Origin of the sequence: Sulfurimonas aquatica, from assembly GCF_017357825.1 — a bacterium.
Taxonomy (GTDB): domain Bacteria; phylum Campylobacterota; class Campylobacteria; order Campylobacterales; family Sulfurimonadaceae; genus Sulfurimonas; species Sulfurimonas aquatica.
Genome location: NZ_CP046072.1, coordinates 1,011,599 through 1,025,680, shown reverse-complemented (window position 1 = coordinate 1,025,680; position 14,082 = coordinate 1,011,599). Strand labels below are relative to the sequence as shown.

Annotated in this window: 12 protein-coding genes; 2 read left to right on the top strand and 10 right to left on the bottom strand. The window is 34.4% G+C overall.

Annotated features, from left to right (window positions below; genetic code table 11):
* Positions 1 to 18 precede the first annotated feature (18 nt).
* The 9 genes from acs to GJV85_RS04870 form a co-directional block, all read right to left on the bottom strand.
* A complete protein-coding gene (gene acs, locus GJV85_RS04910) occupies positions 19 to 1,980 on the bottom strand; it encodes an acetate--CoA ligase (protein WP_207562755.1) in 1,962 nt (653 codons plus the stop codon).
* Between the two features lie 98 nt (positions 1,981 to 2,078).
* Entirely contained in the window at positions 2,079 to 3,272 is a 1,194-nt protein-coding gene (locus GJV85_RS04905) for an NAD(P)/FAD-dependent oxidoreductase (protein ID WP_242689837.1), read from the bottom strand.
* 6 nt (positions 3,273 to 3,278) lie between these two features.
* Entirely contained in the window at positions 3,279 to 3,893 is a 615-nt protein-coding gene (locus tag GJV85_RS04900; protein WP_207562754.1) for a 3'-5' exonuclease, read from the bottom strand.
* On the bottom strand, positions 3,893 to 5,707 hold the full coding sequence (locus tag GJV85_RS04895) for a putative nucleotidyltransferase substrate binding domain-containing protein (RefSeq protein ID WP_207562753.1): 1,815 nt from the start codon (positions 5,705 to 5,707) through the stop codon (positions 3,893 to 3,895). The genes GJV85_RS04900 and GJV85_RS04895 overlap by 1 nt, the downstream gene beginning before the upstream one ends.
* A 2-nt stretch (positions 5,708 to 5,709) precedes the next feature.
* On the bottom strand, positions 5,710 to 7,380 hold the full coding sequence (locus GJV85_RS04890) for a cation acetate symporter (RefSeq protein ID WP_207562752.1): 1,671 nt from the start codon (positions 7,378 to 7,380) through the stop codon (positions 5,710 to 5,712).
* A gap of 1 nt (position 7,381) precedes the next feature.
* Positions 7,382 to 7,696: a DUF485 domain-containing protein gene (locus tag GJV85_RS04885; protein WP_207562751.1), complete on the bottom strand. Its 315-nt coding sequence runs from the start codon at positions 7,694 to 7,696 to the stop codon at positions 7,382 to 7,384.
* A 61-nt stretch (positions 7,697 to 7,757) separates the two neighbouring features.
* Positions 7,758 to 9,122: an OprD family outer membrane porin gene (locus GJV85_RS04880; protein ID WP_207562750.1), complete on the bottom strand. Its 1,365-nt coding sequence runs from the start codon at positions 9,120 to 9,122 to the stop codon at positions 7,758 to 7,760.
* 133 nt (positions 9,123 to 9,255) lie between these two features.
* On the bottom strand, positions 9,256 to 9,912 hold the full coding sequence (locus tag GJV85_RS04875) for a response regulator transcription factor (protein ID WP_207562749.1): 657 nt from the start codon (positions 9,910 to 9,912) through the stop codon (positions 9,256 to 9,258).
* The gene (locus GJV85_RS04870) at positions 9,912 to 11,156 is read right to left on the bottom strand and encodes a sensor histidine kinase (protein ID WP_207562748.1); all 1,245 of its coding nucleotides are present in this window, start codon (positions 11,154 to 11,156) and stop codon (positions 9,912 to 9,914) included. Before GJV85_RS04870 ends, GJV85_RS04875 begins: the two co-directional genes overlap by 1 nt.
* Positions 11,157 to 11,385: 229 nt before the next feature.
* On the opposite strand from GJV85_RS04870, the gene GJV85_RS04865 reads away from it, so the two are divergent.
* Both GJV85_RS04865 and GJV85_RS04860 read left to right on the top strand, forming a co-directional pair.
* The gene (locus GJV85_RS04865; protein WP_207562747.1) at positions 11,386 to 11,583 is read left to right on the top strand and encodes a hypothetical protein; all 198 of its coding nucleotides are present in this window, start codon (positions 11,386 to 11,388) and stop codon (positions 11,581 to 11,583) included.
* Between the two features lie 135 nt (positions 11,584 to 11,718).
* The gene (locus GJV85_RS04860; protein WP_207562746.1) at positions 11,719 to 11,889 is read left to right on the top strand and encodes a diguanylate cyclase domain-containing protein; all 171 of its coding nucleotides are present in this window, start codon (positions 11,719 to 11,721) and stop codon (positions 11,887 to 11,889) included.
* A 20-nt stretch (positions 11,890 to 11,909) separates the two neighbouring features.
* On the opposite strand, the gene GJV85_RS04855 is transcribed toward GJV85_RS04860, so the two are convergent.
* Positions 11,910 to 13,937: an ATP-binding protein gene (locus GJV85_RS04855; protein ID WP_207562745.1), complete on the bottom strand. Its 2,028-nt coding sequence runs from the start codon at positions 13,935 to 13,937 to the stop codon at positions 11,910 to 11,912.
* Positions 13,938 to 14,082: the final 145 nt, after the last annotated feature.

The following is a 14,082-nucleotide window of genomic DNA, read 5'->3' as shown; positions in this document are numbered from 1 at the left end:
GTTTAAAGAGAAAGTAACTTAGCCTTTAACCATCGCCTCTATTTTAGCTACAACAGATGGGTCTTCTAAAGTTGAAATATCTTGCGTTATCTCTTCGCCTTTTGCAATTGAACGTAAAATACGGCGCATAATCTTTCCTGAACGTGTCTTTGGAAGTCCTGGAGCAAAAACCATATCATCACAAATAGCTATATTACCAATCTCTTTTTTAATTATATTGTTTATTGTCTTAACTTCTTCAACTTCATCTGCAACGCCATCATCAGACTTAAGTACGATATATGCAAATATACCCTCACCCTTTAGTTCGTGTGGCTTACCTACAACTGCAACTTCTGCTACATTTGAGTGCTTTTTAATAGCTGCTTCGACTTCAGCGGTTCCCATTCTATGACCCGAGACATTAATAACATCATCAGTACGACCAGTAATAGTTATGTAGCCATCTTCATCATAACGTGCACCATCACCAGTAAAGTATACAGCCTTGCCATCTTTAACCACATCACCATAGTAAGATTTAACATAACGCTCTTCATCACCCCAAACACCACGAATTTGTGAAGGCCAAGGCTTTGTAATACACATATAGCCAGTCTCCCCTACTTCTGCTTTATCACCAGTAGCAGGATCTAAAATCTCCGCCATTATTCCAGGAAGTGGAAGTGTTGCACAAGCTGGCTTAATCGGCGTTGCACCTGGAAGTGGAGAAACTATATGACCACCCGTCTCAGTCTGCCAGTAAGTATCTACGATAGCACATTTACTTTGCCCAACTTCCTCGTAGTACCATTTCCATGCTGGAGGATCTATTGGCTCGCCTACTGTTCCTAAAACTTTTAGTGAAGATATGTCGTATTTAGCCGGTTCATCTTCACCCATTTTATGTAAAACACGTATAGCTGTAGGAGCTGTATAGAACTGGTTAATTCTATGGTTTTCAACCATCGCCCAAGGACGACCAGCATCAGGGTAAGTGATAACGCCTTCAAACATAACTGTTGTCGCACCCATTGCAAGTGGACCATATACTATGTAAGTATGCCCTGTTATCCAACCAACATCAGCAGTACACCAAAAAGTGTCGTTCTCTTTAACATCAAAAACCCACTCCATAGTCATCTGAGCCCAAAGGATATATCCTGCTGAGTTATGTTGAACACCCTTAGGTTTACCAGTAGAACCTGATGTGTAAAGTAAAAACAGTGGGTCTTCTGAGTCCATTACTTCAGCTTCACATACCGCTGATTTACCTTTTATTAGTTCATTATAAGAGTAGTCACGACCAGCTTTCCAAGTTACCTCTTCATTATTTCTCTCAACAACAAGAACTTTTTTAACTGGTGTTTTACCTTCAAGTGCTGCATCAACTACTGGTTTAAGCATATAAGGTTTTGTTTTTCTATAAGCTCCATCAGCTGTAATTACTACTTTTGCTTCAGCATCTTCGATTCTATCTTTAAGTGCTTCACTAGAAAAACCTCCAAATACAATAGAATGGATAGCACCGATTCTAGCACAGGCAAGCATCGCATAAGCAGCCTCAGGAATCATAGGCATATAGATAACAACTCTATCGCCTTTTTTAACGCCAAAGTCCTCTTTAAGAAGGTTTGCAAATCTATTTACATTCTTATAAAGATCAAGGTAAGTGATAGTCTGCACATCACCACGATCACCTTCAAAAATGATAGCCGCTTTATTTTTACGAGTATCTAAGTGACGATCAATACATTGTACAGCAACATTAAGCTTACCACCATCAAACCACTTTACAAATGGAGCTTTACTCTCATCTAAAACATTTGTAAATGGTTCAATCCAGTCTAGCTTCTCTTTAGCCGCATCACCCCAGAAACCTTCATAATCATTAATAGCTCTGTTTTGCAGTGCATTATACTCATCCATATTTTTAATTCTTGCATTTTTAGCAAATTCTTTGTTTGGTTGAAAAACTGGTTTAGCTTCTATTTGTGACATTCTTCTTTCCTTTTGTTGTTAAGTTTTATCTATAGTAATTTGAAAAATTATAGCCAAGCAAGAATCAATCTTAGCTTGAATAATAATTCAATCTCCATTTAAATTCTATTTTTAAATCCCGTATTAATACGCAGCCTTAGCCCAATATAATATCCATAAGTGATGGCTGTCTTTAGTGTATATGCAATATAACCTCGAACCTTTATATACTTAAATACTTCTCCGACGGCATACTTACCACCAAGTGCAACGAAAATTCCCATCGTGCTCGAATTAAAACCTTTATACTGTGTTCCATCTATACGATTCTTTATAGCCTTAGCAGCATACTCAGCACTTCGTTCTGCACTTTGTGCCGTAGGTGCTAAAATGTTTCCATCAGCTCCCTTCATTTCTATGCAATCACCTATTGCAAAAGCATTATCAAATCCAGAAATATTCAGATTTTTATCAACTAAAAGTTGATCCATTTTATTTTTTTCTGACTCAATCACTTCATTTAATGGCGAAGCTTTAATGCCTCCTGTAAATATCATAAAACTATACTCTAATGGCTCTGCATCTTTAAAGTAGACAAATGATTTATCTACCTTTGATATAAAAGCATTTGTTAAAATATTTACACCTAAACTCTCAAGTCTTTTAAATGTATTTTTTATAATATAATCACTTGTTCCTGGCAAAATAGTCTCACTTGCATCTACGAGATATATTTTTATCTCTTTTGCTCTGCTGCCTATGGTTTTGCTATAGTTTTTAATAACATGTGCCATCTCAGCAGCTACCTCAACACCACTCAACCCAGCTCCACCTATGACAATATTTAACTCTTGTGAACTTGAGTCGTCTGTGTTTTGAAGTTTTTTGTAGATGACATTTTCAAACTCTTTTCTAAAGTTAAAAGCACGGTATAGGCTTTTTACACCATAGCTATTTTCACGAAGTCCTTCTATAAAGGAGAAAAAGTTTGTCTTAGCTCCATATGCCAAGATTACATAATCATAAGAGAGTTGCTCCTCTCCCATAAATACTTCTTGTTTTACAAAATCTACACTACTCACAGTTGCTTGAATAAACTTCACTCTTTTAAAACCAAGAGACCAGTTGTATAAATCAACAGCTACTTCATTTACATCAAACTCCCCTGCTATGTATCCATAGGCCTGTGTTTGTAGATAATGATATGGATTTTGATCAATCAGTGTAATCTCAATATCTTCATAAGTAGATAAACCTTCAACTGCTCTAAGTCCACCATATCCACCACCGATAACTACAACTCTATTCATCATTTGATTCTACCTTGCATTTTGAAGTTTTAAAAAAATCATACCTGTCATAACGGCATCATTTACCGCATTATGAATACCCATGTTTGGTATGTTGTATTTCTTTAACATGGTATCAAAACGCAAATCTATATTTCCCTGAGGTATGGTTGTTATTTGTGCATCGTAATACAACTCTGAGACCTCTATCATTTTATTTGGCAATTTTATGCCAAGCATTGGTAAAGTATATTTGTTTATCATACTCACATCAAACTCTAGATAATAACCAACTAACCTCCTTGAACCGATAAAGTGTAAAAACTCTTTTATAGCTTCATCAGATTTTTTTGCATTTTTCAAATCACATGTTCTAATACCATGTATTTCAATACTTTTAGAACTTATCTCTTTTGTATTTTTCACATAAACCTCAAAAGTTTGTGAAGTTAAAATCTTGTTATCTTTTATCTTCACAGCTCCAATAGAAAGGATGTCATCTACTTTTGGATTTAATCCTGTTGTCTCTGTATCAAAAACTACAAATTCATCACTTTTATCTTCTTCAAACAAAAACTTATACGTTTCATCTTTTAAACCTGCAAAGTTTCTCTTGCGTTTGAAGTGAGAGTAAAAAGAGAACATTAGCTCACCATTTCCAAATGAAAATGAAAGCTGATAAACTTTTTAAATCTATTTACCACTTTAAAACTATCTTTTAAAAGATCGCGTTGAACCTTGGAGAGCTTATGTGGATTGATTTGATTATACGACTCTTCACTTCCCGCTTCTAGCATTGCATGTAAACGTACAGAACTCAAAGTGTCAAAACTCTCTATCAGTTCCATCGCAAAAGTTTTATCAATAATGCCTCTATCATTAAGCTTTTTAATTCTCTCTACAGTGTTAGTCTCTTTGATGGCAAACTCTAAAGAGAGCGTTCTTACACCGTGAACTATTGCAAAGATTCCACCTTTTTTTAAGTCTAATCTATTCTCATCTTTCTTGTCTGTAACAAAACCAGAAAAAAGAGATAGTGGTGTTTCAAAATTCAAGATAGCTTTGGCGACATGGGCTAAGATATCAGCACGTGCCATCAAACTATTATGAAGATAGGCTTTTAACTCTTCTAATAGCGAAGCATTACCAGCTACAACTTTAGCATCCATGACAATACTTATGTTTTGGATACTATCTTCGTTCATGCTCCATACCCAATCATCTATAAGCTTTTTATAAGAACTAAGATCTCTTCTCCAAAAAGAGTTACTGACCATAATCTCACCCTTACATTTTGGAAAACCAAGCTCTAAAAGATAACTGTTTAATCTTTTCATAGGTTCTTCAAAGAGTTCTATATTTTCGCCATTTTGAACTATCAGAGCATTGTCCTGGTCAGTTTTGATGGTTTGTTCTTCTCTTCCTTCACTTCCCATAACTATCAAGGTACACTTTTCTCTGAGAGACTGATCGACACACATATTAAAAAGTTTTTTATATATCTTAATGTTAAGAGTTGAGACTAGCTTCGTTATATACCTAACCTTTACACCTTTAGCGCGAAGGGTCACTATAATATTTTTGATGTCAACTTGTAACTCTTTTAAATCCTCAACGCTCTTTGCTTTGTCAATTCTAACAGAAACTAAATGCGAATGATTTGCAAAAAAACTCAACAGGTCTATCTGCTCTAGGATTCCTACTATAACCTCTGCATCTTTTACTACTATGCGTTTAACATTACTCTGAGTCATAATTAAAAGTGCATTAAATAAAAAATCATTTTTATCTATGTATATAATGCCCTTTGTGGCAATTTTAGAAACACTGTCATGGACAGATATATCTCCTAAGAGAACTTTTTCTCTTAAGTCACTGTCTGTAACTATAGAGTATTCATCTGCGTTTTTAACTATAATCGCATTAGCTTGGGAGTCGCGTTGTTTTTTTAAAGAGTTGTAAACACTCTCATCCGCATCTACTATACAGACATTATGTAGAAATATCTCAGAGACTTTTGACATCAAAAACGGTGATAAGTCATTTGATATTTCATGTTCTTTAAGCTGTTGATGTCTTGAGATAAAGTCTTCAAGAAAGTAGGATTGTATTTTTTTGTTCTGCATAAGCTCAAGAAAATCATCTTTTTTTATTTCATAGCAGATTAAATCCTCTTCTACGACAAACTTTGATTCTGTTTTTGAGTATATGAGAGCATCTGCATCAAAGCTATCGCCCTCTGAGTAGACATTATGAAGTTCATCATCAACATACTCATTAACTGAGCCTTTGATGATGATATAAAAAACGATAGATTCTAAATCTTTAGATATGAGAAGTGTCTCTTTAGTATAGTAAGCTATATCAATTTTACCCATCAAGTCATCAAGCTCACTTGAACTTAATGACTCAAAAGGGTGAATAGACTCGACTAATTTTCTCTGATCTAAAAGACTCATTGCTAGTGCTCACTTGCGCCTTCAGCACCTATTCCTGTTTGACTTCTGATATATTGAGCTTCAAAGGCTTCTCTCTCAGCTTGAGCATCATGAGAGTTGTCAGTTATAGAGAAGAACCAGATACCTATAAATGATACACTAACGGAGAAAAGTGCTGGGTATTTATAAGGAAAAATAGCTTCTGCATTTCCTAAAATCTGTACCCATACAATCGGACCAAGAATTACTAGTAAAACTGCTGTTGCAAGACCTAACGAACCACCAATAACGGCACCACGAGTTGTTAATTTTTTCCAGTACATTGAAAGGAATAAAATAGGGAAGTTAGCTGAAGCTGCGATTGCAAACGCAAGACCAACAACAAACGCGATGTTTTGTTTTTCAAACATAATACCCATGATAATAGCAACGATTCCTAAAACAACTGTAGCAATTTTAGAGACTTTCATCTCTTTTACAGAATCAACTTGACCTTTTTTTATAACAGAAGCATACAAGTCATGAGAGATTGCCGAAGCACCCGCAAGAGTAAGACCTGAAACAACCGCTAAAATAGTAGCAAACGCAACAGCCGAGATAAATCCTAAAAAGAAGTCACCACCAACAGCGTGTGATAAGTGAATAGCTGCCATGTTGTTTCCACCAAGAATTGGAGAACCACCACTAATAGCCTGTTTTGCCATATCTAAATATGCAGGATTTTGAAATACCATAACAATCGCACCAAAACCGATGATGAAAGTTAAGATATAAAAGTAACCGATAAATCCAGTTGCAAAGAAAACAGATTTACGTGCTTCTTTTGCATCAGCAACGGTAAAAAATCTCATAAGAATGTGTGGCAGACCAGCCGTACCAAACATAAGTGCTACTGCAAGCGAGATAGCTGAAACAGGGTCAGATACAAGACCACCCGGACTCATAATTTCAACACCTTTAAGTTCCGTTGCATGTGCAAAAAGTGCTCCAAAACTAAAGTCATAGTGAGCCATAACAGCGATAGCCATAAATGTCGCACCTGAGAGAAGTAAAAATGCCTTAATAATCTGTACCCATGTAGTAGCAAGCATACCACCAAACGTTACATAAAGAATCATAAGTACACCAACAAGGATAACTGCTACTTCATACTGAAGACCAAAAAGAAGTTGGATAAGTTTTCCTGAACCAACCATTTGAGCGATTAGGTAAAGAATAACCGTTGCGATAGAACCTGATGCTGCAAGTGAGCGGATTGGCGTTTGACGAAGTCTGTATGACGCAACGTCAGCAAATGTGTACTTTCCTAAGTTTCTTAAAGGTTCAGCTATCATAAAAAGAATGATTGGCCAACCAACAAGAAAACCTATTGAGTAGATAAGACCATCGTAACCTTTCAAGTATACAAGACCAGATATTCCTAAAAAAGATGCAGCTGACATATAATCACCAGCGATTGCCATACCATTTTGAAAACCAGTTATACCACCACCGGCAGTATAAAAATCTTTTGCAGATTTTGTACGTTTAGCAGCCCAGTAAGTGATACCGAGAGTTGCTCCTACAAATATAACAAACATTACAATTGCCGACATATTTAAGGGCTGTTTTTCAATAGCACCTTCTATAGTTCCAGAAGCAAATACTGCAATTGAGCCGAGAATTAAAAATAAAAATATTCTATTCACATTCATCTTAGTTATCCTTTATCGATGCTTTAATTTTGTTTGATAAATCATCAAACTCAGAATTCGCTCTTTTAGTATATATTCCCGTTAATATAAACGCGAAAATGATAATTGCCATTCCGATGGGAATGCCAATAGTTGTTACAGAGTCTGCAGACATTTGAGAGCCAAGTGCTGCAGGATTAAACGCGATTGTTAATATAAAAGTAAAATATACTACTAACATAGCTACAGTAAGCTTTAGTGCAAAGCTACTTCTCTTAGCGACCAACTCCTGATAATCAGGATTGTTCTTAATTTTTTCTACAAGTTCTTTATTCATCTTATTTTCCTTTTCTGGCACTAAATGCCGATGCCCCTGTGGCTAAAGCCTAAGTGGGGTACTAAAAATTATAGTTAACGATAAGTCTGTACTCGCTCCAGCCAGTTGTTCCCGATGTGCCCTCAGCAAATGTTCTTGGAAAGTTAGCACGTGTTCTTAGCTGTAGATTTTTTACAGCTTCTGGGTAGTAAATGATATCATAACCAGCTTCAGTTGCTGTTCTCTCAATTCCATATCCACTATTTTCATGCATATCAAATGATGTATAGTATGCAAGAGTAGAGAGGTTTGGACCGAAGCCTTTCCAGTTGTAGCTTGCTGCAATTTTTGAAGCCTTAGTACCCGCTAGATACATGTGACGAGTCACCATTCCTTGCGTAAACGCCGACATACCACCCCATGGAGTTAAAATGGCGTTTGCAGTTCCACCAGCAGCAGCCTCAGCGGCTGTATTTTCAGTTGTTTGTGAGTATGCTATATAAGCATTAAAATTTTCAACTTTTGCACCCAACTTTGCAGCCCAGTAAAAACCATTTACATCACCAGCTAAATCATCTCCAACGTTATCTTCTTTTATAAACTGTCCCGCTACATATGGTTTTACGTCTTTATTTAAAAGACATGTCCAAGAGTAATCAGCCTGCCCATAGACAACATTCATTAAGTCATGCGCATAGTAATCCCAAAGTTGGAGTTTAAGATTTTTTATATCTGTATATACAACAGAAGCAACTGAAACGCCATCTGTTTTTTTGCCAACGGCATATGTTCCCATGTTTACAAATTGGCCAACATTGTTTTTTGTATCTACATATGAATAACCGCCAGTTACTGCTAAAAGTGCATTTGCACTATCTGCTCCAGCATTATAAACGCGACCAAACGTTCCTTGTGAAAAACCAGCGATGTGTCCAGCTGTAAGAGTAACACCCTTTATGTCCGTATTTGTAAGCATATACGCTTCAAATAGATTACGAATCATACGAGCGTCATCACCTCCAGCCATAGGAGTTTCTAATGTTTGGCGACCCGCTTTGAAGTTAGTATTTTCATGCTTATAGTTCAAATAAGCTTCACCTACAAAACTAAGGTTTCCATTTCCAGGACCAAAAAGCGTTGCGTCAACTTTAGATTCATTCGTATAGTCTGTATCATTTAAAAAACCGTTTGTTGTGTAAAGCGCTGTACCAAAAGTGAAACCTTTAAAGTCTGCAGTCTCAAACTTTAAATGACCACCAACTGCGTTTGCTCTTCTATGCGTAGTGTTTCCTGCGCTCCCTTGATACTCGCGATCAACAGAAAACTCTCTAATCTGTCCACTTGTTTTACCTTGCGAGAACATACTGCTTAAGTCTTCAGCCGCAACTGCATTTACAGAACTTAAAAGTCCACAAACCAGTAGACTTTGTACAATCTTTTTCTTCATATTAACTCCCCTATCTATTTTTACACTTTAATAGTAAAGCATGAAAATAGCACGAACATAGCAAAGGATATATTTTAAAAACTTATTGTTAAAAATATTCTACTTGTGAAAATTTGTAACAGTAGTTTTATATTTATGGCTTCTCTATCATATAACCCATTCCTCGAACATTACTAATAATATCTTCTTGGAGGAACTTTTTAAGTCTGTTTACCTCAGCCCTAATGGTGGCGTTATCCACTACTTGATCATCCCATATATAGATACTAAACTGCTCAAAGTCTACCACTCTACCTCTGTTTCTAGATAAGAGGTCTATTATCTGAGATTGGCGTTTAGTAAGTGTTTGGGCTAGTCCATTAAAAAGAAGCGTTGAGTGTTCTTGATCATAACTGTAATTTTTTGAGAGTCTTAGATGTACTCTAGGCACATCGTTAGAGAGGACAATCCTATCGAGTCTAAGTATAAGCTCTTTTAAATGAAACGGCTTTTTTAGATAATCTACACAACCAAGTTTATATGCACGTGAAATATCTTCTATATCTACTAATGCACTAATATATATTGTTGGTACATGAATCTTTAACTCATGTATTTTTTCTAAAAATGTAAGGCCATCCATACCAGGGACATTAATGTCTAGTATAAGTAAGTCGTACTCATTTTTCTTTATAGACTCATATGCTTCAAGTCCATCAAAAAAGCTCTCTAGGGCATGTCCTTGAGACTCTAAATACTCCTCAATAGACTCATTTAACATCACTTCATCTTCTAGTAATAGTATCTTCATTATTCACCCATCATCTTAAATCTATATCTAAAAGTAGTTTTCTCATCGCTAGAATCTACATATATCTTAACATTTTCTTCTTCACAAATACTCTTAACAAGTCTTAGCCCTATACCAAAACCCTCTATATGTTCTTCTTCTCTATAATATGCATCAAATATTTTATCAGTGTCTTTTATCTCTTTTGATTTACTTCCGGCCGATAGTTCTACAAAACTGCCCATAACGCTAATCCCTATATATATTTTTTCATTTGCTAAGGTATATTTTATGGCGTTTGTTAGAGTGTTATCTATAACTCTTTGTAGTTTTGTCTCGTTAAAATATATAAATGTTTGACTCTGACTTGAGGTATAAACAAATTCAAGCTTCGAGAGTTGTGCTACTTCACTAAAAAAGTCTATTCTACTTTTAAGAAAAAGGTCTAAATCTACTGTTATACGAGGATACTCCACTTGATCTTTTTTAACTAAGTAGCTTAAATCGTCATAGATATTAAATATATTTTTTGTTGCAGCCTCTATTTTTGAGAGGTGTCTATCTTTTTTATTGTTCATACTTAGAAGGTCTATACTTGTCAATATAACACTTAGTGGAGTATTTGTCTCATGAATGGTATGTCTTAAAAACTCTTTTTGAGCTTGAAGTATGTTGTCTCTTAACTCTTTTTCTTTAACTAGGTTAGCATTTGTTTCTTGTAGGTTTGCGGTTTTTTCTTTGACCTTATCTTCTAGTTTTAAGTTTAACTCTTCAAGGTCGCGTTTCTTTTCACTAATGGTATCAACCATACTGTTTGCATAACTGACCATAGTTTTAAACTCTTTAAAAAAAATAACATTTGGATTAAGTACCTGTTCACTGTGTGCAGTTTCTTTAAAGAAGTCTAAAAATGCCTGCATATCACGTTGTAACAGTGTATTAAATATTTTATAAAAGCCAAGCATTATCCCAAAGAGTATAAATGCCAGTGTCACTATAGCTATGGTATTTTTTATCAGTAAAGTTTTGAGCTTCTTTTCTCTATCTGCATGATATATAGTTTGGGATATATTTGTATCTAAACTCTTTTCATTACTATACAAAGCTCTCTCGTAATCATGATAGTTCTCTGTTATCAAAAGGTATGCAAATAGTATTGTAAATATAAAAATAAACAGAGTTGTAAAAATATTTGCCTGCTGTATTGTTATGGTGTTTGATTTATGTAGTATGTAGGTATATATACTATTAAAAAAATTATTCATAAAAAAATTATAGCCTTATTATTTACAAAAAAACATCATCTTTGTAAATTAGCTAGAAAATAAATAAATATAAAATTCATACAGTGAAAGAAACCAAGTTAGCACTATATAAACATAATTAAACCATTAAGTAATATGTTATATTCTTTCATGTACTATTTAGCGAGGTCTTAGAAATACTGTATAAAGCAAATAAAAAGATTGTCAGAGGACTAGAAGAGGGGAAATAATGCATTCGTTTCGTAATATTTACCTCATCTTTTATAAAGACGAGTATTTAGGAAGCGTAGACATAGCCTTTTCATCTAGTGTTTTAAAAAAACACATGGACCAAAATAAAGCTTTTGAAATTATATTTGAAAAAGCGTCTGATGGCATTGTCATTATAGAGGACAAGAAGATAACGCAATGTAATGAGATGAGCTAATTGGGCTATCAACATCTAAGATTTCATCTAACTTTCTCATTGAGGGGTTCTCTTCCACTCATGAAGTTGAACTCTTTCTTGAGTCTGACAAAACTGAAGACATAAATAGTTTTGACTGTAAACTAACTAAGGTTGATGGAACTGCTACACATAGACGAGCATGAACTTGAAATATCTGCGAGCATAGGAATAAGCATCTATCCTACTCATGCCACAGAAGCAAACGAACTATTAAAGTATGCAGATATCGCTATGTATGGTGCCAAGAGCGATAAGAAGAGTAACTTTCAATTTTACACTCCATAAGATAGAGTACAAAACAGCTTTTAGTGTTTTAAAAACAGTAGTAGTTTAGTTGTAAGCACTTTTCTCTCTAGGGGCTTAGTCATATATTCATCCATTCCCGCATTTAGAAATTTTTCTTTATCCCCTTTAAGCGCATTCGCAGTTAACGCGATAATTGGAGTATGCATTAGCTCATTCTCTTTTTCATACTTTATAATCTTTTTTGTAGCACCTATACCATTTAGGTTGGGCATATTCTCATCCATCAATATCACTTCATACTTATTGGTCTTGAACATTTCAACAGCTTCTACTCCATCATTTGCTATATCAAAGGTCAGGTTCATCTCTTGGAGTAAAATTTTCATAAACAACTGATTAGCTCTGTTATCTTCAACCACCAAAATCTTCTCATTACTAAAGCTTAGCTCTTCAACTCCCTTATTTAAATGCACTACATCTTTAACTATTTTTGCAGGAATACTAAAGTAAAACTCACTCCCTACACCGATACTACTTTTAACCTTGAGCTCTCCACCTAGAAGTTTTACAAGCTCACTACTAATACTTAACCCAAGGCCAGTTCCGCCAAACTCTCTCGTTGTTGAATTATCTTCTTGATTAAACGCAAGAAAAATATGCGTCAGTTTATCACTAGATATACCTTTGCCTTCGTCCACTACACTCACTCTCAAATAGTTATCTTTAAAGCCTACTCTTACATATATATTTTTATCAGATTGTGTAAACTTTATAGCATTGCTTAAAAGATTTGATATCACTTGTTTAATTCGATAGGCATCACTATTTATAGCTTCTGGCAAATTATCTTCAAATATAAGTGATAATGTAATGTTTTTTTCTGAACATTTTGCATCAAAAAGATGTGTAATTGAGCCTAGTTCATCCTTTAGGTTAAAATCAACTAGGTTAATAGAAATTTTTCCACTCTCTATTTTTGAAAAATCTAAAATATCTTCAATTATATTAAGTAAAGTTTTACTTGAATTTTCCACTATATCTATATATTCTAAAGATGTACTTCTTCCTTGGCTCTCTTTTTTTAAGAGATTTATAAAGCCAAGTATCGCGTTTAAAGGTGTTCTAATCTCATGACTCATATTTGCTAAGAAGAGTGACTTTGCTGCGGACAACTGTTCTAACTCTTTCTCTTTCTCTTCTAATTTAATTGTATATTTTTTTAAAGTATTATGCCTCAATGCCAACATTACTATCAAGAGTAACATACCGGCAGCCACTTTTAAAAATAGCTCATAATCATACTTTGATTCATATTGAACACTTATCCATTTATTCATTACATCTCTATACTCTTCACTTTTAACAGATGATATAATCTTCTCAAAAATAGACAATAAAACAGAGTCGTCATTTCTAACCCCAACACTCCACTGCCAAGTAGTTTCAAATTTACCAGCAACTTTAAGCTCACCAATATACTCTTTTTGTATAGAGTAACCAGAGCTTATTAGGTTATCTATGTAAGCAAATATTTTTCCCCTTCGCACTGCGTTTAAACCATCTTGCAGTGTTTCAAATTCTACTAAGTTAATATTTGGATACTTTTTCTTTAAAATTTCAATAAATGCATATCCCTTAGTGATACCCAACGGTTTTGATATAACACTTACTGGATCATCAATAAAAGGTTTTGTAATTTGAGTAATGATGACAAGAGGTGCTTTTAAATAGGCTTGAGTAAAATTCATATATTTAGTTCTATCGGCCGTACTCATTGCCAAGGAAAGGATATCGCATTTTCTATCTTTAGCAAATTCCAATGACTCAGTCCATGTTTTAGTAGGTACTAAAACAATTGGTATACTAATTTTCTTAGAGAAAATTTTAAAATAATCAGCAGTCATTCCAATATGCATGCCCTCTTCTATTTTCTCAAATGGCATCCAATCAGGGTCTATACACATTTTTATCTCTGATTTTTTTAATAGATAGGATTTCTCTTCATCACTCAAATGCGCATAAGATAAAGCAGTATCATTTGAGTAGGATAAAATAAAAAGAGCAAATATTAATAATATGTATCTCATAAATATCCTTATATAAATGCTTTAATATTAGCAAAGTTATTCTTATAATCATGTATTTATTTATAAAAAATGATTCATACCATACTATAACTCTACTATTTAGAATATTTAACTATAATGTCGAAATTATATATAAAAGGAATGT

Coding starts and splice junctions, on each gene's coding strand:
- acs (WP_207562755.1), bottom strand. CDS start 1,980: ATGTCACAAATAGAAGCTAAACCAGTTTTTCAACCAAACAAAGAATTT.
- GJV85_RS04905 (WP_242689837.1), bottom strand. CDS start 3,272: ATGATGAATAGAGTTGTAGTTATCGGTGGTGGATATGGTGGACTTAGA.
- GJV85_RS04900 (WP_207562754.1), bottom strand. CDS start 3,893: ATGTTCTCTTTTTACTCTCACTTCAAACGCAAGAGAAACTTTGCAGGT.
- GJV85_RS04895 (WP_207562753.1), bottom strand. CDS start 5,707: ATGAGTCTTTTAGATCAGAGAAAATTAGTCGAGTCTATTCACCCTTTT.
- GJV85_RS04890 (WP_207562752.1), bottom strand. CDS start 7,380: ATGAATGTGAATAGAATATTTTTATTTTTAATTCTCGGCTCAATTGCA.
- GJV85_RS04885 (WP_207562751.1), bottom strand. CDS start 7,696: ATGAATAAAGAACTTGTAGAAAAAATTAAGAACAATCCTGATTATCAG.
- GJV85_RS04880 (WP_207562750.1), bottom strand. CDS start 9,122: ATGAAGAAAAAGATTGTACAAAGTCTACTGGTTTGTGGACTTTTAAGT.
- GJV85_RS04875 (WP_207562749.1), bottom strand. CDS start 9,912: ATGAAGATACTATTACTAGAAGATGAAGTGATGTTAAATGAGTCTATT.
- GJV85_RS04870 (WP_207562748.1), bottom strand. CDS start 11,156: ATGAATAATTTTTTTAATAGTATATATACCTACATACTACATAAATCA.
- GJV85_RS04865 (WP_207562747.1), top strand. CDS start 11,386: ATGCATTCGTTTCGTAATATTTACCTCATCTTTTATAAAGACGAGTAT.
- GJV85_RS04860 (WP_207562746.1), top strand. CDS start 11,719: ATGGAACTGCTACACATAGACGAGCATGAACTTGAAATATCTGCGAGC.
- GJV85_RS04855 (WP_207562745.1), bottom strand. CDS start 13,937: ATGAGATACATATTATTAATATTTGCTCTTTTTATTTTATCCTACTCA.